Here is a 21,206-nt window from a genome sequence, read left to right on the forward strand (position 1 = left end):
ACCTGGCGGTGCGCACCCTGATTCTTCCTGGCTCGGGCGCCGGTTGCGAACCCGGGGGCGGATGTGGGTGTCTCATGCCACTTCGGCTGATTCTCGCCCACACCGGTACGCGGTGGGGTCAGGGAAGCAGCTCGCTCGGCTGGAGCACGGCGAAGAGGGCGCCCTGGTCGTCGTGGAGGACCGCCATCCGCCCGTAGGGGATGTCGAAGGGCGGCGCGGAGACGCGGCCGCCGAGCTGCACGGCGAGTTCGGCCGCCGCGTCGCAGTCGGCGACGGCGAAGTAGGTGAGGAAGTAGCTGGGCATCTCGGCGGGGAAGGCGTCCGTGATGACGCTGCGCCCGCCGACGGCGCTGTCCGGGCCGGGCTCGGCGCCCTCGGGCGACCACATCCGGAAGTCGACCAGCGCCTCGGCGTCGTCGGAGACGTCGTTGCCCGCCTCGTCCAGGTCGGTGCCCCGGAAGCCGAAGACCTTCTCGTAGAAGGGGTCCACGCTCTCCGGCCGGCGGGTGTGGACCTCGGTCCAGCAGAAGGAGCCGGGCTCGTTCTGCTTCTCGAAGCCTTCCCGCTCCTCCGGCTGCCAGAGGCCGAAAACCGCGCCCCCGGGGTCGGCCGCCTGCGCCACGATCCCGGCCTGCCCCGCCCGTACGGGGTCGGTGATGATCTGGCCGCCGTGTTCGCGGATCGCGGCGACGGTGGCCCGGATGTCGTCGGTGGCGAAATAGACGCCCCAGGCGGTCGGCATCCGCCCGTCCTTCTTGGCCGCGAGCGCGGCGACGAGCCTGCCCCCGCTCAGGGCGTCCGCGAAGGGCATGCCGTCGCCCGCGCGGAAGGTCCAGCCGAAGAGGCCGCCGTAGAAGCGCTTGCCCGCTTCGAGGTCGGAGAGCTGCACGTCCGCCCAGCACGGCGCCGAGTGCGCGAATGCGGCCATGGGGCCCGATCCTTCCGTCGCGGTTCCGTTGCGGTTCGTCGCGTTCCGTCGCGTTCCGTCCCAGTGACGCCCGTCACAGTCAACGTAACGTCGCACCCGGTCCGGCGCGCCCCGGCGGGCGCCGAACGCACTCCGGACGGATGCCGAACACACCCATAGGGAACATTTGCTCGGACAGTGAAGACGTGGTCACCATGTGGACGAAAGTTGTCCACCGAAGTTGTCCACAGGCTGTTGATAACACTTTCACCCGTCGACCGTGAACCGGCCGAGCGGCCGGAAACAGGCCCCGGGCCCGGCCCCCGCACGCACCTCCACCACAGCGGCCGAAAACATTCGCCGCACACCCCTGCACCCCGCCGGTCCTGCGGCGTTCCCCATTTGCAGTCGGCCGAATCGCGCTCCCATCGCCCCTCGGTAAGCTGACGGCATGACAGGACAAGTACGTACCGTCGACGGCCGCGTGGCCGGTCGACGCGGTCAGGCGACGCGGCAGAAGCTGCTCGACTGCCTCAGCGAGATGCTCAGCTCCTCGCCGTACCGGGACGTCAAAGTCATCGACGTCGCCCGGAAGGCCGGGACTTCACCCGCGACTTTCTACCAGTACTTCCCCGACGTGGAGGGCGCCGTCCTCGAAATCGCCGAGGAAGTCGCCAAGGAGGGTGCCGGACTGACCGAACTGGTCGCCGGACGACCCTGGATCGGCAAGGCAGGCTGGCAGACGGCCGAGGAACTCGTCGAAGGGTTCCTCGACTTCTGGCGCCGCAACGACGCGATCCTCCGTGTGATCGACCTCGGCGCGGCCGAGGGGGACAAGCGGTTCTACAAGATCCGCATGAAGATCCTGAACTCGGTCACCAACTCCCTCACCGATTCGGTGAAGGAGCTCCAGGCAAAGGGCAAGGTCGACAAGGACATCAGCCCCGCGGCCATGGCGGGCTCCCTGGTCGCGATGCTGGCCGCGGTCGCCTCGCACCAGAAGGGGTTCACCACCTGGGGTGTGAAGCAGGCCGAACTGCGCCCGAACCTGGCGCTGTTGGTGCACCTCGGCATCACCGGCAAGAAGCCCACGAAGTAGCCCACCGGCACGCCCTACCGGCACGTCCTGTCTCACCGACGGCGGACCACCACGCACCCCTGCCAGTGGTCCGCCGTCGGTGTTCCCGGACCCGACGGAACCGGTGGGCGGCGAACTACCGCCGCTCCAGCCGGAAGAGCCGGATCTGCCGCTCCACCCGCGCCTGGTACGCGGCGTACGGCGGCCAGAACGTCAGCGCCACCCGCCACACCTCCTCGCGCTCCGCCCCCTCCAGCAGCCGCGCGCGCACCGGGATGTCCCGGCCCCGCCAGCTGATGACGGCCTCCTCCGGGCGGGCCAGCAGATTCGCGGTCCACGCCGGATGCGCCGTACGGCCGAAGTTGCTGCCGACGAGGATCCAGGTGCTCTCCGCCTCCCCCTCCGGCATGCAGGCCAGCGGGGTCACCCGGGGCTGCCCGCTGCGCGCCCCCGGCACCGTCAGGACGAGCCCCGGCAGCATCCGGGCGCTGGGCAGCACCTTGCCCCGGGTGAGCCGGTGGACGGTGCGGTCCATGACGGGGACGACGTGCGGGGCGATGCGGGCGAAGGCGCGGGTCGAGGAGACCTTCTGGATGAGCCGGGCGGCCCGGGCACCGGCCATCAGACGGCCACCCCGTGCACAGGACCGTCCGCCGTTACGGCCCCGAACAGCCCGGCCCGCCCCGCCGCGTGGTCGCGCAGCCGGTGTACGGGGCCGAAGAGCAGCTCGTCCGCCGCCGCCCGCTTCACGTACAGGTGCGCCTCGTGCTCCCAGGTGAAGCCGATACCGCCGTGCAGCTGTACGGCCTCACCGGCCACGATCCGGGCCGCCTCCAGCGCCTGGGCCAGGGCGAGCGGGCCCGCCGCGGGGTCCCAGGCGGCGTAGTACGCGGCGGAGCGGGCCGCCTCCACCCGTACGTACAGGTCGGCGAGGCGGTGTCTGACCGCCTGGAACGACCCGATGGCCCGGCCGAACTGCTCGCGCTCCTTCACGTACGCCACGGTCCGCTCCAGCGCGCCCGCCGCCGCCCCGACCGCCTCGGCCGCCAGGACGGCGGCGGCGCCGCACCCGGTGTCGGCGAGCGCGCCGCAGACGTCCGTGCCGTCGTCCGTCCCGAGGAGCCGGGCCGCGGCGTCGCGCAGCTCGATACGGGCGAGCGGCCGGGTCTCGTCCATCGAGGTCAGCCGGGTACGTGCCAGCCCTTCGGCCTCGGCGGACACGAGGAAGAGCAGCGTGCGGCTGCGCGGATAGCCCCCGGTGTGGGCGGCGACCAGGAGGAGCCCGGCGCTGTGTCCGTCGAGCACCCGGTCGGCCTCCCCGTAGAGCCGCCAGCCGCCGTCGCTGCCCCCGCCCCCACCGCCGTCCCCGTCCGGGCGGGCCTGGATGCCGCCCGCCCGCCCGCCGCCCGCCCAGGCGGCCGCGCGGTTGTCGGCGGTGAGACCGAGGGCGGCGGCCATCGACCCGCCGGGTACCGCGAGGGCGGCGGTCAGGGTCCCCCCGGCGATGCGGGGCAGCAGCTCGGCCCGCTGTTCCGGGGTCCCCAGGGCGGTGATGAGGGGCGCGGCGAGTACGGCGGTGGCGAGCAGCGGGGAGGGCAGCAGGGCGCGGCCGGTCTCCTCGCAGGCGAGGGCCAGCTCGGTGGCGGTGCAGCCGGCGCCGCCGTACTCCTCCGCGATGGCGAGCCCCGGCAGCCCGAGCTCCTGGGCGAGCCGGTGCCACAGGGCCGGGTCGTGGCCCTCGGCGGTCCGCACGGCGGCGCGGACCTCGCCGGGTCCGCCGTGCTTGGTGAGCAGGTCGCGCAGGGTACGGCGGATCTCGTCCTGTTCCGCGGTGAAGGCGGCGTCCATGGTCGGGCTCCTTCCCCTCAGGAACCGGCGGCCCCTGATCTGACGGACCGTCATATTAGGTGCGGGGGACGGCGATTCCCAGGGTCCCGCACAGAGACAGGGGTGCGGAAGTCACGCGCACGGCACGGTTGCGCCCTTTTCGATCTGATGTACCGTCAGATTCATGTCTGCCCAGCCTGCCCCGCCTGCCTCCCGCCCGCGCAAGGTCGCTGTCGTCGGCATCTCCCTCGCGGACTGCGGACGTGTCGACGACGCCACCCCGTACGCCCTGCACGCCCAGGCGGCCCGCCGCGCACTCGCCGACTCCGGCCTGGACCGCTCGGTGGTCGACGGCTTCGCCTCGGCCGGGCTCGGGACGCTGGCCCCGGTGGAGGTCGCGGAGTACCTGGGGCTGCGGCCCACCTGGGTCGACTCCACGGCGGTGGGCGGCGCCACCTGGGAGGTGATGGCCGCCCACGCGGCGGACGCGATCGCGGCGGGCCGGGCGCGGGCGGTGCTCCTGGTCTACGGGTCGACGGCACGGGCCGACATCAAGGCGGGCCGGCGCACGTCGAACCTGTCGTTCGGGGCGCGGGGGCCGTTGCAGTTCGAGGTTCCGTACGGGCACTCGCTGATCGCCAAGTACGCGATGGCCGCCCGCCGCCACATGCACGAGTACGGCACGACGCTGGAGCAGCTGGCCGAGGTGGCGGTGACGGCGCGGGCGAACGCGGCGGCGAACCCGGAGGCGATGTTCCGGGACCCGATCACGGTCGACGACGTCCTCTCCGGCCCGATGATCGCGGACCCGTTCACCAAGCTGCACTGCTGCATCCGCAGCGACGGGGGGTGCGCGGTGCTGCTGGCGGCAGAGGAGTACGTACCGGACACGGCGAAGGCGCCCGTCTGGATCCTGGGCACCGGGGAGCACGCCTCCCACTCCACGATGTCGGAGTGGGAGGACTTCACGGTCTCCCCCGCGGCCGTCTCGGGCCGCCTGGCCTTCGAACGGGCCGGGGTGCGCCCCGCCGACATCGACGTCGCCCAGATATATGACGCGTTCACCTATATGACGCTGGTGACGCTGGAGGACCTGGGCTTCTGCGCGAAGGGGGAGGGCGGTGCCTTCGTGGAGAAGGGCCGCACGGGCCTGCGCGGCGAGCTCCCGGTGAACACGGACGGCGGCGGCCTCTCCGCCTGCCACCCAGGGATGCGCGGACTGTTCCTGCTGGTGGAGGCGGTACGCCAACTACGCGGCGAGGCCGGCGCCCGCCAGGTCCACAAGCCCGGGGGCCGCCTCCCGGAGCTGGCGGTGGCCTCGGGGACGGGCGGCTGGTTCTGCTCGTCGGGGACGGTGGTGCTGGGGCGAGGGTGAGGGGGTGAGGGGGTGGGGGGACGGTGGTGCTGGGGCGGGGGGCCTCACGGGTCAGCGCCCGCTCGGCCCTCCGTCTCGCCTGTCTGCCTCACACTCCGACGACCCTGACCGCGCTCTCCAGCCCCTTGAAGTCGTCGGCGTTGCGCGTGTAGAGCGGCAGATCCCGGACCGATGCGATGGACGCGATCATCAGGTCCAGCCGTCGCGGCCGAGGGTCGCGCCGGGCCGCGAGGACGAGCGTGACGAGGGTCCCGTAGCGCGCGGCGGCGTCCGCGTCGAAGGGGAGCGGCTCGAAGTCGGCCACTGCCGCCCCCAGCTTCTCCATCCGCGCGGCCCGCACCAGCGGGTCCTTCGCCATGGCCACCCCTTGCTGGAGTTCGGCCAGCGAAACGGCCGTGAGGACGGGCAGCAGGGGCAGCCGCTCCGGCTCCAGCACATCGAGGTCGATGTACGTGCAGGTGTCGAGCACTCCCGCGCGGTGCCGTTCAGCCACCGTTGCGCTCCCATACGTCGTCGTCGCCCACCCGGTCCTCCGCACCGAAGAACTCGTCCGCCTCGCGGCGCAGCAGCGCACCGTCCACTCGGGGCAGCCGCCGGTGGCGCGCCACGAGCTCCTCGGCACCGAGCTGCCTCTTGCGACTGAGGGGACGCAGTTCGGCGACCTCTATGCCGTTCCGGGTGATGTGGAAGGTCTCACCGCCCTCCACCGCGTCCATGACCTCTGCGGACTTGTTACGGAACTCCCGCTGTGTGATGGTCCTCATGGACCCACCGTAGCGCGGCGTGTCTCATCGCGCTACAGGACGTGGAGGAGGCCGGTGCGGTCCAATGGCCACCATGAGCGAAGCCCCCGCCCCCACCCCGCGCCCCTTCCGCGACCTCCTGCACGCCCAGCGCGTCTGGGACACCGAGCTGCCGTCCTTCGACCCGGCGACCGCCCCGCCCTCCCCCCTCCCCCTCTTCCACGGCTGGTTCGCGGACGCCGTGGGCGCCGGGCAGCCCGAGCCGCACGCCATGACGCTGGCCACGGCCGACGCCGAGGGCCTCCCCGACGTACGCACCCTGCTCCTGCACGACGCGGACGAGCGGGGCTTCCACTTCGCCTCGCACGCCACCAGCGCCAAGGGCCACCAGCTCGCCGTCCGCCCGTACGCCGCGCTCGGCTTCTACTGGCCCGCGCTGGGACGGCAGGTACGGGTCCGGGGCCCCGTCGTCCGCTGCACCCCGGCCGAGAGCCACGCCGACCTGCACGCCCGGTCCACCGGGGCCCTCGCCGCCGCCCTGACCGGGACCCAGAGCGAGGTCGTGGAGTCGGTGGCCGACCTCCACCGGGCGGCGGACGCGGCCTGGGAGCGGGCCCGGTCGGAACCGGACGCCGAGGCTCCGACCTGGACCCGGTACGTGGTCGAGCCGGCCGAGGCCGAGTTCTTCCAGGGCGACGCCCGGCGCCGGCACATCCGGCTGCGCTACCGCCGCACGGACGACGGCACCTGGACCCGCGAGCTGCTCTGGCCCTGATCCACCCCCTACGGCCGCCTTAACCCGGTTTCAACAGGAAGAGGGCACTATGGGAGGCAGGAGAGCCGCTGGGAGGTACCGATGCCACGAGCCCGTTCCCGCTACGCCCCGGACCGGGGCCTGACCGGCCGCATGGTCACCACCATGTTCCTGATCGGTCTGCTCTACGTCGTCTTCGTGGGCGTGCTCCTCGCGGCCCTTCGCGGGTCCTGGCCGATCATCCTGATCATCACGGGCGGCCTGTTCATCGCCCAGTTCTGGTTCAGCGACCGCATCGCCGCGTACGGGATGGGCGCCCGTGAGGTCACCTCCGAACAGGCCCCCGAGCTGCACGGCACCATCGACCGCATCTGCGCGCTGGCCGACATGCCCAAGCCCAAGGTGGCCATCGCCGAGAGTGACGTGCCGAACGCGTTCGCCACCGGCCGCAGCGAGAAGACCGCCCTGGTCTGCGCGACGACGGGCCTGCTCCGCAGACTGGAGCCGGAGGAGCTGGAGGGGGTCCTCGCCCACGAGATGTCGCACGTCGCCCACCGGGACGTCGCCGTCATGACGATCGCCTCGTTCCTCGGCGTGCTGGCTGGCATCATCACCCGCATCGCCCTGTGGGGCGGCTTCGCCCGCAGCCGGCCGGGCAACGACCCGGCGGGCATCCTGCTCCTCCTCATCCCGCTGATCAGCGCCGTCGTGTACGCGATCAGCTTTCTGCTGACCCGGCTGCTCTCCCGCTACCGCGAGCTCTCCGCCGACCGCGCCGCCGCGCTCCTCACCGGGCGCCCCTCCGCCCTCGCCTCGGCCCTGACGAAGGTCAGCGGGCAGATGGCCCGCATCCCGACCGAGGACCTGCGCAAGGCGGAGCCGTACAACGCGTTCTACTTCATGCCCGCGTTCTCCGCGAAGGAGTCCCTCGGCCGGCTTTTCTCCTCGCACCCGACGCTGGAACAGCGCCTGGACCAGCTGTCGCGCATCTCCACCGACCTGTCCCGCTGAGCCATTCGAAGGAGTTACCTCCGTGGGCCTGCTCGACGCCATCCTCGGCCGCAGCAAACCCGTCCGCCCCGACCTCGACCAGCTCTTCGCCGTCCCCTCGGCCGCCCTCACCCTCCAGGCCGCCACCGGCTTCACCCCGACCGGCCTGGGCTCGGTCTGCTTCGCCGGGGTGGAGGGAGGCGGTTTCGCCCGCCTCCAGGAGGACGTACGGGAGCTGCTCGACGCGGACACGGAGCGCGGCGGCATCCCGGTGGAGTTCAGCCGCGACGCGTACGGCTACACCTGGCTGCTCGCCAGCCACCCGGCCGACGACACGGCGGGCCTGGTCAACGACCTGCACGCGGTGAACACCCTGCTCCAGGACGGCGGCTTCGGCCCGCACCTGCTGTGCTCGCTGATCGGCTTCCGGGACCTGGAGGGCGCCGACGGCCGGTCGCTGGCGCTGGTCTACCTCTACAGGCGCGGCACGTTCTACCCGTTCGCCCCGCTGCCCGGCGGCGCCGAGAAGCGGGACAACCAGCTCGAACTCCAGATCAGGGGCGCCCTCGGCGACGACCTCCGGGTGGAGAAGGACCTGTCCCGATGGTTCCCGGTGTGGGGGGCGCCCGGGCTGTGATCAGGGCGACGGCCGGAAGACCGCCACGGCCTCCCCGCCCTCACCCTCACCCCCGCCCCGGAACGTGACCGTCAGGCCCATCCCGATGCGGAGGTCGGTGTGCGCGCACTCCACGACCTCCGTCATCATCCGCGGCCCCTCCGCCAGGCCGACCACGGCGGCGACGTACGGGACGCGGCCCCCGAAGGGCGGCAGGTCGTTGCGGTGGACGACGGACCAGGTGTAGAGGGTGGCGTGCCCGCTCGCGTGCTCCCACTCCACGTCCTCGCTCCAGCAGTACGGGCAGAACTCGCGCGGGTAGTGATGCGCCCGGCCGCACCCGGCGCAGCGGCGGATCAGCAGCCGTCCCTCCCCCGCCGCGTCCCAGTACGGGCGGGTGAAGGCGTCCGGCTCGGGGAGGTCGAAGCGCGGGGGCGCCGCGCGTTCCGGGCTCACCGGAACAGCCCAGAAGGCGCCGCGCGCCCTTTCGGCGTTCCCGGGCTCACAGGAACAGCCCGAACGCCGCGTCCAGCGACCACGTCTGCCACGCCATCGCGGCCAGGGCCACCAGCGAGATCAGCGCCATCATCGCGTTCTGCCCCTGCTCGGCCCAGTCGTGGATCATCAGGACCAGGTAGAGGAGGTTGAGGAGGAGGCCGGCGACCAGGGCGACCGGGGTCAGGAATCCCGCCACCAGGCCCAGCCCCAGGGCCAGTTCGGCGTAGACGACGACGTACGCGATCAGCTTCGGGCGTGGTTCGACGACCCGCCGGAAGCCGGTGCGGACCACACCCCACCGGTGCTTGCCCGCCACGTCCGCCGCCCAGGCAATGCCCGTACCGCGCTCGAACCAGCCCTTCCTGTCCTTGTGCCGCCAGCTCTCCAGCCACCACAGGCCGAGGCCTATCCGCAGGACGGCGAGCCATTCCGTACCACTGAGCCAGATCGTCTGCATCGGGCGGCCTCCGGGTCCCTCAAGAACTGACGGTACGTCAGTTCAGCGGATGCGGGCCGCTCGCGCAAGGGGTGCGCACCGGTCACGCACCACTCGTACGTCCCGCCTCAGCGCCGCTGCCTGCGCCCCAGCAGCCATGCCAGGTAGACCCCGCCCAGCGCACCGGTCACCACACCGACCGGAAGCGGTCCCGCCGTCGGCAGCGTGACGGCCACCAGGTCGGAGGCCGAGAGCAGCAGGGCCCCCATCGCGGCGGCGGGCAGCAGCCCCGTTCCCGTACCGCGGCTGAGGCGGCGGGCCAGTTGGGGCGCGCAGAGGGCCACGAACACGATCGGTCCGGCGACCGAGACCGCCACCGCGCTCAGCCCGACCGCGACGAGGAGGACGAGCGCCCGGGTCCGGCCCGCGTCGACGCCCAGGCCGCCCGCCGCCTCGTCGCCCATCTCCAGCAGGTCCAGGCGGCGGACCGTGGGGAGCGCGAGCAGCAGGAGGGCCACCAGCGCCAAGGTGGCGGGGAGGATCTGGTGGCGTTCGGTGGAGCCGAGGCTGCCGATCAGCCAGAGCCGGGCCGACTGGGCGTGGTCCAGGGCGGCCCGGGTGAGCAGGTACGCGTTGACCGAGGCCAGCAGCGAGCCGACCGCGATCCCGGCGAGGATCAGCCGGTTGCCCCGGAACGAGCCCCGCCGGGCGAGGAGTTGGACGATGACAGCCGTGGCCAGGCCGCCGCCCGCCGCTCCGGCCGCCACGTACGCCGGGTCGCCGTGCAGCAGGACCAGCAACGCGCCCGTCGCCGCACCGGAGTTGAAGCCCACGATGTCCGGGCTGCCGAGCGGGTTGCGGGAGAGCTGCTGGAACAGCGCCCCGGCAGCGCCGAGCGCCGCGCCGACGACGAGCCCGAGGGCCACCCGGGGCCGCCGCAGCTCCAGGACCACGAACGCGGCCTGCTCCGAGCCCGCGCCGAACAGTGCGCCCAGCACCTCGGCGGGTGGTACGAGTCCGTCCCGGGTCAGCGCGAGCGCGCCGCTGGCCGCCGCTAGGAGGGTCAGGAGGAGGGTGATGGCGAGGGGGCGGGGGCGGATGCGGAGAGAGAGGCCGCCGAAGGCCAGGCCTCGTACCACCGCGGTCCGGGACAGCGCGCTCATGGCGTCACCACCGCGGTCCGGGAAAGCGCGCTCAAGGCATCACCACCTCCTTCCGGGAGGCGGGCCGCCTGCTGCGACCGCCCGGCTTCCGCGAGTCGGACCGCCGGTTGCGGCCGATCAGCCAGATCAGTACGGGCGCGCCCACGAACGCCGTCACGATGCCCACCTGGATCTCCGCCGGGCGCGCGATCACCCGGCCCACGATGTCCGCCACGAGCAGCAGGCCCGCGCCGATGAGGACCGCGTACGGCATCAGGCGGCGGTGGTCGGGGCCGGTGAGCAGGCGGGCCACGTGCGGGGCGACCAGGCCGATGAAGCCGACCGGGCCGATGGCGGCGGTGGCCGCGCCGCTGAGCAGCACCGTGGCGAGCGTCCCGAGCAGGCGTACGCGGCCGGGGGCGACGCCCAGCGCCCGGCCCGCCTCGTCGCCCAGGGCCAACGCGTCGAGGGCGGGCGCGACGGTGAGCGCGAGCACCGCGCCGAGGAGGAGGAAGGGCAGCACAGCCCACAGCACCGGGAGTTCGCGTCCGGCGAGGGTGCCCACCGACCAGATGCGCAGGGTTCCGTACGCGTCCGCGTCCAGCACCCCCAGCCCGCTGACCACCGCCCCCAGCACGGCGGTGACGGCCACCCCCGCGAGCACGAGCCCTTCGGGGGTGCCGCGACCCGCGCCCCGGCCGCCGAGCAGATACACCACCACCACCGCGACGGCCGCCCCGAGCAGCGCCCACCAGACGACGGCCTGGAGCGAGCGCGTACCGAGCAGGACGGTCGCGGCGACCACCGCGCAGGCGGCCCCCGTGTTGACGCCGAGGATGCCGGGGTCGGCCAGGGGGTTACGGGACATCCCCTGCATCACCGCCCCCGCCAGGCCCAGCGCCGCCCCGGCCGTGACGGCGAGGAGCGTGCGCGACACCCGGACCTCCCGGACGAGGGAGGCGTGCGGGGCGTCCGGGTCGAACAGCGCGGCCAGCACCTCGGCCGGGGGCACGGGCTGCGCGCCCACGGCGAGGGCCAGGAGGACCAGCCCCGCCGTGAGCCCGGCGGCGTATCGCGCGCGTGCGGCAGGCTTTTTGCGGACCACCGTCAGCCGAAGGCCTTCTCGATCTTGTCGATCAGGTTGCCCGCGCTGTAGTAGTCCAGCCGGAACGTGTCCAGGCCGAGGTCGTACACCCGCTTGTCCTTGACGGCGGCCAGGTCCTTCCAGACCGGGCGGGCGGTGGCCGCGGTGATCTCCTCGGGGGTGTGGCTGACGAAGAGGAGCGAGCTGTCCTTCGCGGTGTCGGCGACCTTCTCCTGGCTGAACTCCGCGAAGTCCGAACGGCCGCCCTGCGTCTGGCCCTTGCCGGCGGGCGGTTCGAGGACGGTGAAGCCGAGCGAGGTGAGCAGCCGGCCCTGGGCGGACTCGGGGGTGAGGACGGTCATCGCGGACTGGTTGTCCCGGACCAGGGCGGCGGACTGCTTCGGCACGGTGATGGCGGCCTTGACCTCGCCGACCCGCTTCTCGTGTGCGGCGACGACCTCGCTCGCGCGCTTCTCCAGGCCGAGGTCCTTGCCGAGGCGGGTGGTCAGGTCCTGCCAGGAGACGTCGTCGTGGCGGTAGAGGAGGGTGGGGGCGACGACGGAGAGCTTGTCGTAGAACTTCTCGGCGTTCTCCGCGCCGGAGGAGGCGCCGATGATGAGGTCCGGCTTCAGCGCGAGGACCTTCTCCACGTCGGGCTCGAAGCCCTGGTAGGCGACCTGACGCTGTTCTTGGCGGCGGCGTCGGACCACTGGGTGAAGAAGCCCTGCTTGTCGGTGATGACCGAGGGCGGGGTGGCCTGGGAGGCGATGACCGGGGCGTCGAGGGCCAGCAGGTGGCCGGTCATGGTGACGCTGACCGAGACGATGCGCTTCGGCTGTGCGGGCACCTTCTCGGCGGTTCCGGCGTCATGCTCGACGGAGCGGGTGGCGGCAGCCGCCTTGTCCCCGCCGGACTTGTCGCCCGTGGCGTTCGCGTCGCTCCCGCCGCCACCGCAGGCGGTGAGCGCGAGGAGCCGGCGGCGAGGACCGCCGCACTCCTGACTCCGGCCCGGAGCCCGGAGAATCCGCCGCGACCGGTCGCCGACCGGTCCGACTGTCTGCCGTTCATATCCGTCGTCCCACCCCTTCGACCGCCGGGCGGGCGCACAGCACTGCACCGCGCGAAGACCCCGCGATGGTCACCTCACATCAATTGAAGCAAGGTTAGCCTTACCTTAGATGGGGCGCGTGGGGTGCGAACGGTACGCAATCGCCCCATCACGCCCCCCGTGATCAATTCGCAATCGATTCCCACCTTGACCGAGACCCATCAACAGAGCGGGCGATTACGCTCCGAACCATGCCCAACAGCCCGTCCCCCACAGGCAGTACCGACGCCGTCGCCCTCACCGACCGCACGGACGACCGGCCCGTCTACGTCATCGGCGGCGGCCCCGGAGGCCTCGCCACCGCCGCCGCGCTCCGCGCCCGCGGCGTACGGGCGGTGGTCCTGGAGAGGTCGGACCGGGTCGGCTCCTCCTGGCGCGGCCACTACGACCGGCTGCACCTGCACACCACGCGCCGCTGGTCGGCGCTGCCGGGGCTGAAGATGCCGCGCAGGTTCGGGCGGTGGGTGGGCCGGGACGACGTGGTGCGGTACCTGGAGAAGTACACCGAGCACCACGAGCTGGAAGTGGTGACGGGCGTCGAGGTGAACCGGATCGACCCGGCCCCCGACGGCTCCGGCGACTGGCAGCTCACCGCCACCGGCGGCCGGGTCCTGCGGGGCCGCGCGGTCGTCGTCGCCACGGGCTTCAACCACACCCCCCGCATCCCGGACTGGCCGGGGCGCGACACGTTCTCCGGCGAGCTGCTGCACGCGGCGGAGTACCGCAACCCGGCCCCGTACGCCGGCAAGGACGTCCTGGTGGTCGGCATCGGCAACACGGGCGCGGAGATCGCGGCGGACCTGGCGGAGGGCGGGGCCTCCCGGGTACGGATCGCGGTGCGCACCGCCCCGCACATCGTGCGCCGCTCCACGGCGGGCTGGCCCGCCCAGGCGACCGGCATCCTGGTCCGCCGGCTGCCCGTGCGGCTCGTCGACCGGGCGGGGGCCGTCATGGCCCGGATCGCCGTACCGGACCTGGCCGCCCAGGGGCTGCCGCGCCCGGAGGCGGGCCTGTACTCCCGGGTCCGGGAGGGTGCGATCCCGGTCCAGGACGTCGGCCTGATCGACGCGGTCAAGGCCGGCCGGGTGACCCCCGTGGCGACCGTCGCCTCCTTCGACAAGGACGCGGTGGTCCTGGCCGACGGCACCCGCCTCACCCCGGACACCGTGATCGCGGCGACCGGCTACACCCGTGCCCTGGAGCCGCTGCTCGGCCACCTGGACGTGCTGGACGCGCGGGGCCGCCCGGTCACCCATGGCGGCCGCACCCCCGAGCAGACCCCGGGCCTCTACTTCACCGGCTTCACCAACCCGATCAGCGGAATGCTTCGCGAACTGGCCCTGGACGCCGGGAAGATCGCCAAGAGGGTGGCACGGGCCCACTGAGGCCGCGCCCGGAGGAGGCAGAGGTGCCGCAGACGCCACGGATGATCCGCCGGGACGACATCCGGCCGCGGGTGGACCACCGGACGGTCCAAGTGGGCACGATGTGGTTCGACGAGCCGCCGGCCGACGACGAGCGGATCCGGGTCCCCGGGGCCGGGCTGTACCTCTCCACCGTCTGGACCGACCACCACCCGCTCGTACGGCTGGAGTCGTGGTCCGGCGAGCCGCCGGAGCCGGAGGAGGGCCTCTGGACCTACCGGCGCGAGTTCCGTGCCGCGCTGGAGGAGCGCCTGGCCGTCCTGGACCTCTTCGGCTTCTTCAAGGAGTCCGCGCCCGTCACGCCCGGCCAGTACCGCTTCCGTCTCCTGCACCGGAGCCGGGAGCTCGCCCCCGAGGAGGACCAGAAGTTCCCCGAGCCGACTCCGCGTGAAGTCCCGCTGGAGGTCTGGCTGTTCCAGCTGTGGCCGGAGCGGTGAGCCCCGGCTGAACGGCCTGGCTTACGGGGAGGCCCTCCAGCCGCTCCATGTTCTCCTCGCCCCACTCACCGAGCGGGGTGAGAGCGGTGATCAGCGAGCGGCCGAACTCCGTCAGCGAGTACTCCACCTTCGGCGGCACCTGCTGGTGCACCTCGCGGTGGACCAGGCCGTTCGCCTCCAGCTCGCGCAGCTGCAGGATCAGCATGCGCTCACTGATCCCGGCCACGGTCCGGCGCAACTCCCCGAAGCGCAGGGGCCCTTCGTCGAGCCAGAACAGGATCAGGCCCTTCCATTTGCCTCCCATGACGTCGATGGCGGCGTCCAGTCCGCAGGTGTAACTCCGCTTCGGCATGAGCCCTCCACTGACAGAACTGTGGGTACCGAACAGAATTGTAGGTACTTGCAGAAGATTCAGTGCCCCCGCAGCATGGAACGGGCGGCGCGCAGGAACCACTCAACTCCTGCCCCGACGGCCGCACTTCGCGCCCCTTCATGCAACGAGTGAACGGGCTTCCCCTCAGGAGCGCCCCATGACCGAGCACCCCCGCACACCCGTGACCGTGATCGGCCTGGGCTCGATGGGCCGCGCGCTGGCCGAGGCGTACGTCAGGGCGGGGCACCCGACCACGGTCTGGAACAGGACCACGTCGAAGGGCGGACCGCTGGTCGCGCTCGGGGCCCGGCAGACGCGGACGGTCGAGAAGGCCGTCACGGCGAGCCCCCTGGTCATCGCCTGCCTGACCACGTTCGATGCCACCGTCGAGGCGCTGGGGCCGGCCGCCGCGGCGGTCGAGGGGCGCACACTGGTCACCCTGAACAGCGGGTCGCCGGCCGATGCCCGCGCGATGGCCGGCTGGGCGTCCGGGTACGGCGCCCGCTATCTCGGCGGGGCGGTCAAGAACGTTCCGTCCGCCGTGGGCGCCGAGGACACCCTGCTCTACTACGGCGGCGACCGGGGCGTCTTCGACGAGCACGCGGCCACCCTGCGGGTGCTGGGCGGCGACACCGTCCACCTCGGCGCCGACCCCGATCTCGCAGCGCTGTACGAGATGGCGGTGGGCGGCACGCTGCTCCCCGCACTCGTCGGCTTCTTCCAGGGCGCGGCGGCGCTCCGGGCCCGCGGGCTCGACGCCGCCTCGATGGTGCGGTTCGGCGTCAAGTGGTTCGAGATGATCAACGCGCTCCTCCCGGTCTTCGCCGGGGAGATCGACCGGGGCGACTACAGCGACGGCGCGTCCTCGGTTGACCTGTTCCTGGCCGGCGCCGCCCACGACAAGGCGTTCGCCGAGGAGGCGGGGCTCGACGTGCATTGGCACCGGCCGTTCCACGACCTGCTGCGGCGGGCCGTCGCCGCCGGTCATGGCGGCCACAGCATCTCGGCCCTGACCGAGGTGCTCGGCAGCCCGGTGCACCCCGCGTAGATCACACCTGCGTAGATCAAGGCCACGCAGGAGTGACTACGGCGACATGATGACAACTGTGTGATTAATGCACTGAGTTGTGGCACAGGTGTTCACAGGGAGGCACGTAGATCGCTAACTTCCCCTCATCTTGTCCGTACCGGGAAGGACTTCTGTGAGCGCCTCCGTTCGAAGATCCGTCGCCGCCCTGGCAGCCACCGCACTGGTGGCCCCTCTTCTGCTGGCCTCGGCATCGCCCGCCTCCGCCCACAAGGACAGGGCGGGCCAGGACGCCGCCGCCCTCTCGAAGGCGCTGGTGCGTGACGCGTCCGCCAAGGACGCCCGCAAGCACCTCGTGGCCTTACAGGCGATAGCCCGGGCGACGGGCGGTCACCGTGTCGCCGGATCACTGGGGCACGAGACCTCCGCCGCCTATGTGCAGACACTGCTGAAGGCGGCCGGGTACCGCGTCTCGTCCCAGAAGTTCGACTTCATCTACACCGAGACGCTGGCCGAGAAGCTCTCCGCCGTCTCCCCCACACCGTTCGACGCCGAGATCAAGGCGCTCACGTACACGAAGTCGACGCCGGTCGGCGGGATTACGGCCGAGCTGGCAGCGCCGCCGGTCGACGAGGACGGTACCACCGGCTGCGAACCGGGCGACTACGCGGCGGGCGCGTTCACCGGCAGGATCGCGCTGATCAAGCGCGGCGGCTGCACCTTCGGCGTCAAGCAGGAACAGGCCGCAGCGGCGGGCGCGGCCGGGGCCATCATCTACAACAACATCGACGCCGGGTACGGTCCGCTGTCCGGCACGCTCGGCGACCCGGCCACCGTGAAGATCCCCACCGCCGGGCTCTCCAAGCCGGACGGGGACAGGCTCGCCGCCGACCTCGCCAACGGCCCGGTGACCATCTCCTTCGAGGTCCGCCAGCTCCAGGAGACCCGCACCACGAGGAACGTCATCGCGGAGACGCGGGGCGGCGACGCCGCCAGCACCGTGGCGCTCGGGGCGCACCTGGACTCGGTGAAGGAGGGCCCGAGCATCAACGACAACGGTTCGGGCGCGGCCGGCCTGCTGGACGTCGCACTGAAACTGGCCAAGAAGGAGAAGCAGCCGCGCAACAAGGTGCGGTTCGCCTGGTGGTCGGCGGCGGAGAGCGGCCTGTTCGGCTCCGCGCACTACGTCGAGAGCCTGACGCCCGCCGAGCGGCAGAAGATCAAGCTCTATCTGAACTTCGAGAACATCGCCTCGCCCAACTACGGCCTGTTCGTCTTCGACGGCGACAACTCCGACGGCCTCAACTTCCCGGAAGGCCCTACGGGTTCGGCCCAGCTCGAACGTGACATCACCACGTTCCTGGGCAACCGGGGGCTCCCGACCGCCGGAACGCCCTTCATCGGCCGCTCGGACTACCACCCCTTCGTTCTGGCGGGGATCCCCTCCGGCGGCACGTTCTCCGGCATGGAGGCGCTGAAGACACCGGCCGAGGCGGCGAAGTGGGGCGGCGAGGCGGGGGTCGCGTTCGACGTGAACTACCACGCGGCCGGGGACACGCTCAGGAACATCAACACGAGGGCGTTCGGCATCAACATCGACGTCATCGCCAACGCGGTGGGCACGTACGCCCACGACCTGGGCTCCCTGAAGAACCCGCCGGCCGCCGCCGGGCGGCAGGCGCCGCAGTCGTACGTGACGGATGCGGACGCGACGACGGGTACGAGCACAAGGTGACCGAGTAGTACGGTCTCCGGGCCCCGACCGGGGGTCCGGAGACCGCCCCCCTTACGCCCACACTCCCCGCGCAGCAACGCCCCGCGCCCACGGTCCCAGGTCGGCCGGGGCCCGCCCCAGGATCTGGCGGACGTCGTCGGTGGCCTCGGTGGTGTGGCCCGCCCGGTGCAGGGCGAACATGGCGCCCAGCCCGTCGGCCGCCGCCTCCGGCCAGCCCTCGGAAAGGAGTTCGGCGCGGTACGCGGCCGGGGTGAGCTCCTCGTAGCGGATCGGGCGGCCCGCCGCCCCGGCGATGGTGCGGGTGGCCTCGGCGAAGGTGAGGGCGCGGGGGCCCGACAGCTCGTAGGTGCGGCCCGCGTGGCGGTCACCGTCCTCGGTGAGGACCGCCGCCGCGACCTCCGCCACATCACCGGCGTCGATGAACGGTTCCGGCATGTCCCCGATCGGCAGACCCAGCCGGCCGGCCCGGAGCGGGGCCAGCCACAGGTCCTCGTCGAAGTTCTGGAAGAAGTTGTTGGGGCGCAGGAGCGTCCACTCGGCCCCGGACTCCTGGACCGCGGCCTCACCGGCCGCCATGCCCTGGCCGAACCCCTCATCCCCCGCCTTCTCGATGCCGCGGCCGGAGAGCGCCACGAAGCGGCGTACGCCAAGCGCCGCGGCCCGCCGCACGAACTCCCGTACGGGGGAGGGGTCGTCGGGCGCCACGAGGTAGACCGCCCCGGCTCCCGCGAGGGCGGGCTCCCAGGTGTCGGGGAGCGTCCAGTCGAACCGGACCTCGCCGGAGCGGGAGGCCCCCCGGACCGTGGCCGTCCCGGAGGCGCGCAGGTGGTCCACGACCCGGCGGCCGGTCTTGCCGGTGGCGCCGAGGACGAGGACGGTGGACGGGGCGCGGTGCGTGCCGGTCTTCGCTGTCATGGGGCAAGTCCACCGCGCGGGGGCCACCCGAACCATGGGCGTCCGTCCGCAGTGCATAGGTGAGCGTCCGGGACGCCCGAAGTTTCTGCCTATCGTGGCGCCATGGACGTGTTCGACGAACTGTTGCGTGGCGTGCGGGGCAAGGGTGCGGTGTTCGGGCGGTCGGTGCTGTGGCCACCGTGGTCCCTGCGCTTCACGGACGGGGCCTACCTGACGCTGTGCCTGCCGATGCGGGGTGCCGGGTGGATCGTGCCGGAGGGCGGGGAGCCGCTGCGGCTGGCTTTCGGGGAGGCCGCGATCGTACGGGGGCCGGCGCCGTTCACCTTCACCGACGACCCGGCGAACAGCACGGGTGCGACGGTGCCGGTGACCGCCCCGGGCGTACGGGAGGTGCGCTGGGGCGACGACCTGGCACCCCCCGACGGCCACGGCTCCGAACTCGCCGGTCCCACCGTGCTGTTGGCCGCCGCCTACGACGTACAGGCGGAGGTACCCCTGCGGCTGCTCCGGGCCCTCCCGCCGGTCCTCGTCGTGCCCGACGAGGACGACTGCGGGCCGCTGCGCGACTACCTGGTCGCCCAGATCGGCGGCGCGCGGCCCGGGCACCAGATCGTGCTGGACCGGCTGCTGGACTGGATGCTCGTGTGCACCCTGCGGGACTGGTTCGACCGGCCGGAGGCCGAGCCGCCGGGGTGGTACGGCGCCCTCGGCGACGAGGTCGCGGGGGCCGCGCTGCGGGCGATGCACGAGGACCCGGCCCACCCCTGGACGACGGCGGAGCTGGCGGCCCGGGCGGGGGTGTCGCGGACCACCCTGGCGAAACGGTTCACGGAGCTGGTCGGGGACGGCCCGGTGGCGTACCTGACCGAGTGGCGCATGACCCTCGCCGCCGACCTCCTGACCCGCCCGGAGCTGACGGTGGCGGCGGTGGCCCGGCGGGTCGGCTACGCGGACGCGTTCGGCTTCAGCGCGGCGTTCAAACGGCTCCGGGGCGAGAGCCCGAGCGCGTACCGGCAGGGAGGCCTCCGCACCTCTTGACGTCAACTTAACTTGAGGTTCTACGTTGGGCTCATCAGCGGACAACCCCGAGGACGAGGCAGCACTCATGACGGATCATCAGTTCACCTACGCCGAACTCGCCGCCCAGCCCGCCGCCTACTGGACCGGCCTGGCCTACGAGGCGCTCATTGCGTTCACCCGGGACCAGCAGGCCGAACTCGGCTTCACCCAGCCCCAGTTCTGGCTGCTGCGCAATCTGTCGAGGAACGATCTCTCCCCCGACGGCGACGGCATGACCGTCCCCGCGCTTCAGCACGCCATGCGCAGCTACATCCGGCCCGAGGACGACCTGACCGCCGAGTCGAAGGCGCTGGTGGAGCGTGGATGGCTCACCCGGGACGGTGACGGGCGGCTGTGGATCACCGAGGCGGGCGAGGAGGCCCGGGTGGGACTCAAGCGGCACGCCCCGGCCATCCGTGAGCGCATCCACCGGGGGATCGACGACGCCGATTACGTCACCGCCCTCCGGGTGCTCCAGCAGATGATCCGCAACACCGGCGACGCCCCGGACTAGCCGCCCGCCCCCTCAGTCCCAGGCCCCTCAGCCCCAGGACCCCGCCGCCGTCGCGTCCCGGAAGACGTCGGCGATGTCGCGCGGGGAGCGGCCCAGGGCGCGGTGGACGCCGTCCTTCAGCGGGGCCTCCCGGCTTGTGCGGATCGGCTCCAGGGCGGCCATCCAGAGCGAGGCCTCCACCTCCGACATGCCGTGCGCGACGAGGCCCTCCCGGTACACGGCCTCCTCGACCGGGGCGTAGGAGGCGCGTACCCCGGTCACCTTCGCGATCTCGTCCAGGACGTCGGCGATGCCCAGCGCGCGGGGGCCCGACAGCTCGTACACCTCGCCGTCGTGGCCGTCCTGGGTGAGCGCCGCCACCGCCACCGCCGCGATGTCGTCCGTGTCGATGTACGCGGCTTCGCCGTCCCCGACGGGCAGGGTCAGCTCTCCGGCTCGTACGCCGTCGAGGAAGACGCCCTCGCTGAAGTTCTGGGCGAACCAGCCGGGCCGCAGGATCGTCCAGGCCAGGCCGGAGGAGCGCACGGCTTCCTCGCCGTGGAAGTGCGGGCCCCCGTCCTCGTAGACGCCGGGGCCGAAGTAGCCCGGTACGTCCACCCCCCGGGCCGAGAGCAGCACCAGCCGCCGCACCCCGGCCGCGACGGCCTGCTCGACGAAGGCGGGCGTCGGGGAGGGCACGGTGTCCAGCGGGACGATGTAGACGGCGGCGGCCCCCTCCAGGGCGGGCGCCCAGGTGGCCGGGTCCTCCCAGTCGAACCGGGTCCCCCCGGACCGGGAGGCCGCCCGGGTCTCCACCCCCAGCTCGCGGAGGCGGGCCACCACCCTGCGGCCGGTCTTGCCTGTGGAGCCGGTCACCAGGACGGGGGAAAGTACGGGCGTTGCGTCTGCTGTCTGTGTCATGGCTCAAGCGTCGCCCGGTCCCCCGCGCCCCGCCATGGCTCAGCGTCCGGGAGGGATGTCCGCCTGTCCGGCCCCCGGGAGGGCAGGGTCGGGGTCCCTGGAGGGGGGGCACACGGATGAGGCCCGGATCCAGGGGATCCGGGCCTCATCCTTCAGTAGCGGGGACAGGATTTGAACCTGCGACCTCTGGGTTATGAGCCCAGCGAGCTACCGAGCTGCTCCACCCCGCGTCGGTAGACCCGACTCTACGCCACTTCGCGCCGC

The 21,206-nt window shown here is 72.6% G+C and carries 24 protein-coding genes, 1 tRNA gene and 1 pseudogene; 11 read left to right on the top strand and 15 right to left on the bottom strand.

Annotated elements, in window-relative coordinates:
- Positions 1-118: 118 nt before the first annotated feature.
- A complete protein-coding gene (locus ACK8N7_RS14735; RefSeq protein ID WP_500442662.1) occupies positions 119-928 on the bottom strand; it encodes a VOC family protein in 810 nt (269 codons plus the stop codon).
- A gap of 430 nt (positions 929-1,358) precedes the next feature.
- On the opposite strand from ACK8N7_RS14735, the gene ACK8N7_RS14740 reads away from it, so the two are divergent.
- A complete protein-coding gene (locus tag ACK8N7_RS14740) occupies positions 1,359-2,006 on the top strand; it encodes a TetR family transcriptional regulator (RefSeq protein ID WP_403216732.1) in 648 nt (215 codons plus the stop codon).
- 115 nt (positions 2,007-2,121) lie between these two features.
- Here ACK8N7_RS14740 and ACK8N7_RS14745 read toward each other — a convergent pair whose 3' ends face one another.
- Both ACK8N7_RS14745 and ACK8N7_RS14750 read right to left on the bottom strand, forming a co-directional pair.
- Positions 2,122-2,607 carry a nitroreductase family deazaflavin-dependent oxidoreductase gene (locus tag ACK8N7_RS14745; RefSeq protein ID WP_403216734.1) on the bottom strand — a complete coding sequence of 162 codons (486 nt, stop codon included), beginning with the start codon at positions 2,605-2,607 and terminating at the stop codon, positions 2,122-2,124.
- On the bottom strand, positions 2,607-3,833 hold the full coding sequence (locus ACK8N7_RS14750; protein WP_500442664.1) for an acyl-CoA dehydrogenase family protein: 1,227 nt from the start codon (positions 3,831-3,833) through the stop codon (positions 2,607-2,609). The genes ACK8N7_RS14745 and ACK8N7_RS14750 overlap by 1 nt, the downstream gene beginning before the upstream one ends.
- Before the next feature lie 163 nt (positions 3,834-3,996).
- On the opposite strand from ACK8N7_RS14750, the gene ACK8N7_RS14755 reads away from it, so the two are divergent.
- A complete protein-coding gene (locus ACK8N7_RS14755) occupies positions 3,997-5,187 on the top strand; it encodes a thiolase C-terminal domain-containing protein (RefSeq protein WP_403216738.1) in 1,191 nt (396 codons plus the stop codon).
- 88 nt (positions 5,188-5,275) lie between these two features.
- On the opposite strand, the gene ACK8N7_RS14760 is transcribed toward ACK8N7_RS14755, so the two are convergent.
- The gene (locus ACK8N7_RS14760) at positions 5,276-5,680 is read right to left on the bottom strand and encodes a PIN domain-containing protein (protein ID WP_403216740.1); all 405 of its coding nucleotides are present in this window, start codon (positions 5,678-5,680) and stop codon (positions 5,276-5,278) included.
- Positions 5,673-5,951, bottom strand: coding sequence for a type II toxin-antitoxin system Phd/YefM family antitoxin (locus tag ACK8N7_RS14765; protein ID WP_094212323.1), 279 nt, complete (start codon positions 5,949-5,951; stop codon positions 5,673-5,675). Before ACK8N7_RS14765 ends, ACK8N7_RS14760 begins: the two co-directional genes overlap by 8 nt.
- 73 nt (positions 5,952-6,024) lie before the next feature.
- Here ACK8N7_RS14765 and ACK8N7_RS14770 point away from each other — a divergent pair, with 73 nt between their 5' ends.
- The 3 genes from ACK8N7_RS14770 to pspAB all read left to right on the top strand — a co-directional run bounded on the left by ACK8N7_RS14770 (position 6,025) and on the right by pspAB (position 8,311).
- Positions 6,025-6,705 carry a pyridoxine/pyridoxamine 5'-phosphate oxidase gene (locus ACK8N7_RS14770; protein ID WP_403216742.1) on the top strand — a complete coding sequence of 227 codons (681 nt, stop codon included), beginning with the start codon at positions 6,025-6,027 and terminating at the stop codon, positions 6,703-6,705.
- A gap of 81 nt (positions 6,706-6,786) precedes the next feature.
- The gene (gene htpX / locus ACK8N7_RS14775) at positions 6,787-7,695 is read left to right on the top strand and encodes a zinc metalloprotease HtpX (RefSeq protein WP_403216744.1); all 909 of its coding nucleotides are present in this window, start codon (positions 6,787-6,789) and stop codon (positions 7,693-7,695) included.
- 22 nt (positions 7,696-7,717) lie between these two features.
- Positions 7,718-8,311, top strand: a complete 594-nt coding sequence (gene pspAB, locus ACK8N7_RS14780; RefSeq protein WP_500442666.1) for a PspA-associated protein PspAB — start codon at positions 7,718-7,720, stop codon at positions 8,309-8,311.
- Here the strand turns inward: pspAB and ACK8N7_RS14785 are convergent, their stop codons facing one another.
- The 6 genes from ACK8N7_RS14785 to ACK8N7_RS14810 form a co-directional block, all read right to left on the bottom strand.
- Positions 8,312-8,746: a Zn-ribbon domain-containing OB-fold protein gene (locus tag ACK8N7_RS14785; RefSeq protein WP_403216747.1), complete on the bottom strand. Its 435-nt coding sequence runs from the start codon at positions 8,744-8,746 to the stop codon at positions 8,312-8,314. It lies immediately after the preceding gene.
- A gap of 46 nt (positions 8,747-8,792) precedes the next feature.
- Positions 8,793-9,245, bottom strand: a complete 453-nt coding sequence (locus tag ACK8N7_RS14790) for a DoxX family protein (RefSeq protein ID WP_403216749.1) — start codon at positions 9,243-9,245, stop codon at positions 8,793-8,795.
- 107 nt (positions 9,246-9,352) lie between these two features.
- Complete coding sequence (locus ACK8N7_RS14795) at positions 9,353-10,387, bottom strand: FecCD family ABC transporter permease (protein ID WP_500442669.1); 1,035 nt, start codon at positions 10,385-10,387, stop codon at positions 9,353-9,355.
- Positions 10,388-10,418: 31 nt separating this feature from the next.
- Positions 10,419-11,471, bottom strand: a complete 1,053-nt coding sequence (locus ACK8N7_RS14800) for a FecCD family ABC transporter permease (RefSeq protein ID WP_500442671.1) — start codon at positions 11,469-11,471, stop codon at positions 10,419-10,421.
- 2 nt (positions 11,472-11,473) lie between these two features.
- On the bottom strand, positions 11,474-12,160 hold the full coding sequence (gene fepB, locus ACK8N7_RS14805) for a Fe2+-enterobactin ABC transporter substrate-binding protein (RefSeq protein ID WP_500442673.1): 687 nt from the start codon (positions 12,158-12,160) through the stop codon (positions 11,474-11,476).
- Positions 12,079-12,567 (bottom strand): hypothetical protein, encoded by a 489-nt coding sequence (locus ACK8N7_RS14810; RefSeq protein ID WP_500442675.1) that lies wholly within the window; start codon positions 12,565-12,567, stop codon positions 12,079-12,081. The genes fepB and ACK8N7_RS14810 overlap by 82 nt, the downstream gene beginning before the upstream one ends.
- 182 nt (positions 12,568-12,749) lie before the next feature.
- Between ACK8N7_RS14810 and ACK8N7_RS14815 the strand changes: the two genes are divergently transcribed.
- Together ACK8N7_RS14815 and ACK8N7_RS14820 are read left to right on the top strand one after the other, a co-directional pair.
- Complete coding sequence (locus tag ACK8N7_RS14815; protein ID WP_500442677.1) at positions 12,750-13,943, top strand: flavin-containing monooxygenase; 1,194 nt, start codon at positions 12,750-12,752, stop codon at positions 13,941-13,943.
- A 23-nt stretch (positions 13,944-13,966) separates the two neighbouring features.
- Positions 13,967-14,419: a hypothetical protein gene (locus tag ACK8N7_RS14820; RefSeq protein ID WP_403216761.1), complete on the top strand. Its 453-nt coding sequence runs from the start codon at positions 13,967-13,969 to the stop codon at positions 14,417-14,419.
- 25 nt (positions 14,420-14,444) lie between these two features.
- Here the strand turns inward: ACK8N7_RS14820 and ACK8N7_RS14825 are convergent.
- Positions 14,445-14,771: pseudogene (locus ACK8N7_RS14825) on the bottom strand (winged helix-turn-helix transcriptional regulator); the annotation flags it as partial.
- Positions 14,772-14,949: 178 nt separating this feature from the next.
- Here ACK8N7_RS14825 and ACK8N7_RS14830 point away from each other — a divergent pair.
- Both ACK8N7_RS14830 and ACK8N7_RS14835 read left to right on the top strand, forming a co-directional pair.
- Complete coding sequence (locus ACK8N7_RS14830; protein ID WP_500442678.1) at positions 14,950-15,840, top strand: NAD(P)-dependent oxidoreductase; 891 nt, start codon at positions 14,950-14,952, stop codon at positions 15,838-15,840.
- 154 nt (positions 15,841-15,994) lie between these two features.
- Positions 15,995-17,554, top strand: a complete 1,560-nt coding sequence (locus ACK8N7_RS14835; protein ID WP_500442679.1) for a M28 family peptidase — start codon at positions 15,995-15,997, stop codon at positions 17,552-17,554.
- A 51-nt stretch (positions 17,555-17,605) separates the two neighbouring features.
- Here the strand turns inward: ACK8N7_RS14835 and ACK8N7_RS14840 are convergent, their stop codons facing one another.
- Positions 17,606-18,469 carry an NAD(P)H-binding protein gene (locus ACK8N7_RS14840; protein WP_500442681.1) on the bottom strand — a complete coding sequence of 288 codons (864 nt, stop codon included), beginning with the start codon at positions 18,467-18,469 and terminating at the stop codon, positions 17,606-17,608.
- A 102-nt stretch (positions 18,470-18,571) separates the two neighbouring features.
- On the opposite strand from ACK8N7_RS14840, the gene ACK8N7_RS14845 reads away from it, so the two are divergent.
- Together ACK8N7_RS14845 and ACK8N7_RS14850 are read left to right on the top strand one after the other, a co-directional pair.
- A complete protein-coding gene (locus ACK8N7_RS14845; RefSeq protein WP_403216767.1) occupies positions 18,572-19,507 on the top strand; it encodes an AraC family transcriptional regulator in 936 nt (311 codons plus the stop codon).
- A 67-nt stretch (positions 19,508-19,574) separates the two neighbouring features.
- Positions 19,575-20,042, top strand: a complete 468-nt coding sequence (locus ACK8N7_RS14850; protein ID WP_403216769.1) for a MarR family winged helix-turn-helix transcriptional regulator — start codon at positions 19,575-19,577, stop codon at positions 20,040-20,042.
- A gap of 27 nt (positions 20,043-20,069) precedes the next feature.
- Here the strand turns inward: ACK8N7_RS14850 and ACK8N7_RS14855 are convergent, their stop codons facing one another.
- Positions 20,070-20,942, bottom strand: coding sequence for an NAD(P)H-binding protein (locus ACK8N7_RS14855; protein ID WP_500442683.1), 873 nt, complete (start codon positions 20,940-20,942; stop codon positions 20,070-20,072).
- Between the two features lie 156 nt (positions 20,943-21,098).
- Positions 21,099-21,172, bottom strand: a tRNA-Met gene (locus ACK8N7_RS14860).
- Between the last annotated feature and the right edge of the window lie 34 nt (positions 21,173-21,206).

The sequence above is a fragment of the Streptomyces griseobrunneus genome, assembly GCF_046713465.1.
Classification (GTDB): Bacteria; Actinomycetota; Actinomycetes; order Streptomycetales; family Streptomycetaceae; genus Streptomyces; species Streptomyces microflavus.

What these genes read in the sequence shown, in the direction of transcription:
- ACK8N7_RS14735 (WP_500442662.1), bottom strand. Translation starts at nt 928, where the DNA reads ATGGCCGCATTCGCGCACTCGGCGCCGTGCTGGGCGGACGTGCAGCTC.
- ACK8N7_RS14740 (WP_403216732.1), top strand. Translation starts at nt 1,359, where the DNA reads ATGACAGGACAAGTACGTACCGTCGACGGCCGCGTGGCCGGTCGACGC.
- ACK8N7_RS14745 (WP_403216734.1), bottom strand. Translation starts at nt 2,607, where the DNA reads ATGGCCGGTGCCCGGGCCGCCCGGCTCATCCAGAAGGTCTCCTCGACC.
- ACK8N7_RS14750 (WP_500442664.1), bottom strand. Translation starts at nt 3,833, where the DNA reads ATGGACGCCGCCTTCACCGCGGAACAGGACGAGATCCGCCGTACCCTG.
- ACK8N7_RS14755 (WP_403216738.1), top strand. Translation starts at nt 3,997, where the DNA reads ATGTCTGCCCAGCCTGCCCCGCCTGCCTCCCGCCCGCGCAAGGTCGCT.
- ACK8N7_RS14765 (WP_094212323.1), bottom strand. Translation starts at nt 5,951, where the DNA reads ATGAGGACCATCACACAGCGGGAGTTCCGTAACAAGTCCGCAGAGGTC.
- ACK8N7_RS14770 (WP_403216742.1), top strand. Translation starts at nt 6,025, where the DNA reads ATGAGCGAAGCCCCCGCCCCCACCCCGCGCCCCTTCCGCGACCTCCTG.
- htpX (WP_403216744.1), top strand. Translation starts at nt 6,787, where the DNA reads ATGCCACGAGCCCGTTCCCGCTACGCCCCGGACCGGGGCCTGACCGGC.
- ACK8N7_RS14790 (WP_403216749.1), bottom strand. Translation starts at nt 9,245, where the DNA reads ATGCAGACGATCTGGCTCAGTGGTACGGAATGGCTCGCCGTCCTGCGG.
- ACK8N7_RS14795 (WP_500442669.1), bottom strand. Translation starts at nt 10,387, where the DNA reads ATGAGCGCGCTGTCCCGGACCGCGGTGGTACGAGGCCTGGCCTTCGGC.
- ACK8N7_RS14815 (WP_500442677.1), top strand. Translation starts at nt 12,750, where the DNA reads ATGCCCAACAGCCCGTCCCCCACAGGCAGTACCGACGCCGTCGCCCTC.
- ACK8N7_RS14830 (WP_500442678.1), top strand. Translation starts at nt 14,950, where the DNA reads ATGACCGAGCACCCCCGCACACCCGTGACCGTGATCGGCCTGGGCTCG.
- ACK8N7_RS14840 (WP_500442681.1), bottom strand. Translation starts at nt 18,469, where the DNA reads ATGACAGCGAAGACCGGCACGCACCGCGCCCCGTCCACCGTCCTCGTC.
- ACK8N7_RS14845 (WP_403216767.1), top strand. Translation starts at nt 18,572, where the DNA reads ATGGACGTGTTCGACGAACTGTTGCGTGGCGTGCGGGGCAAGGGTGCG.
- ACK8N7_RS14850 (WP_403216769.1), top strand. Translation starts at nt 19,575, where the DNA reads ATGACGGATCATCAGTTCACCTACGCCGAACTCGCCGCCCAGCCCGCC.
- ACK8N7_RS14855 (WP_500442683.1), bottom strand. Translation starts at nt 20,942, where the DNA reads ATGACACAGACAGCAGACGCAACGCCCGTACTTTCCCCCGTCCTGGTG.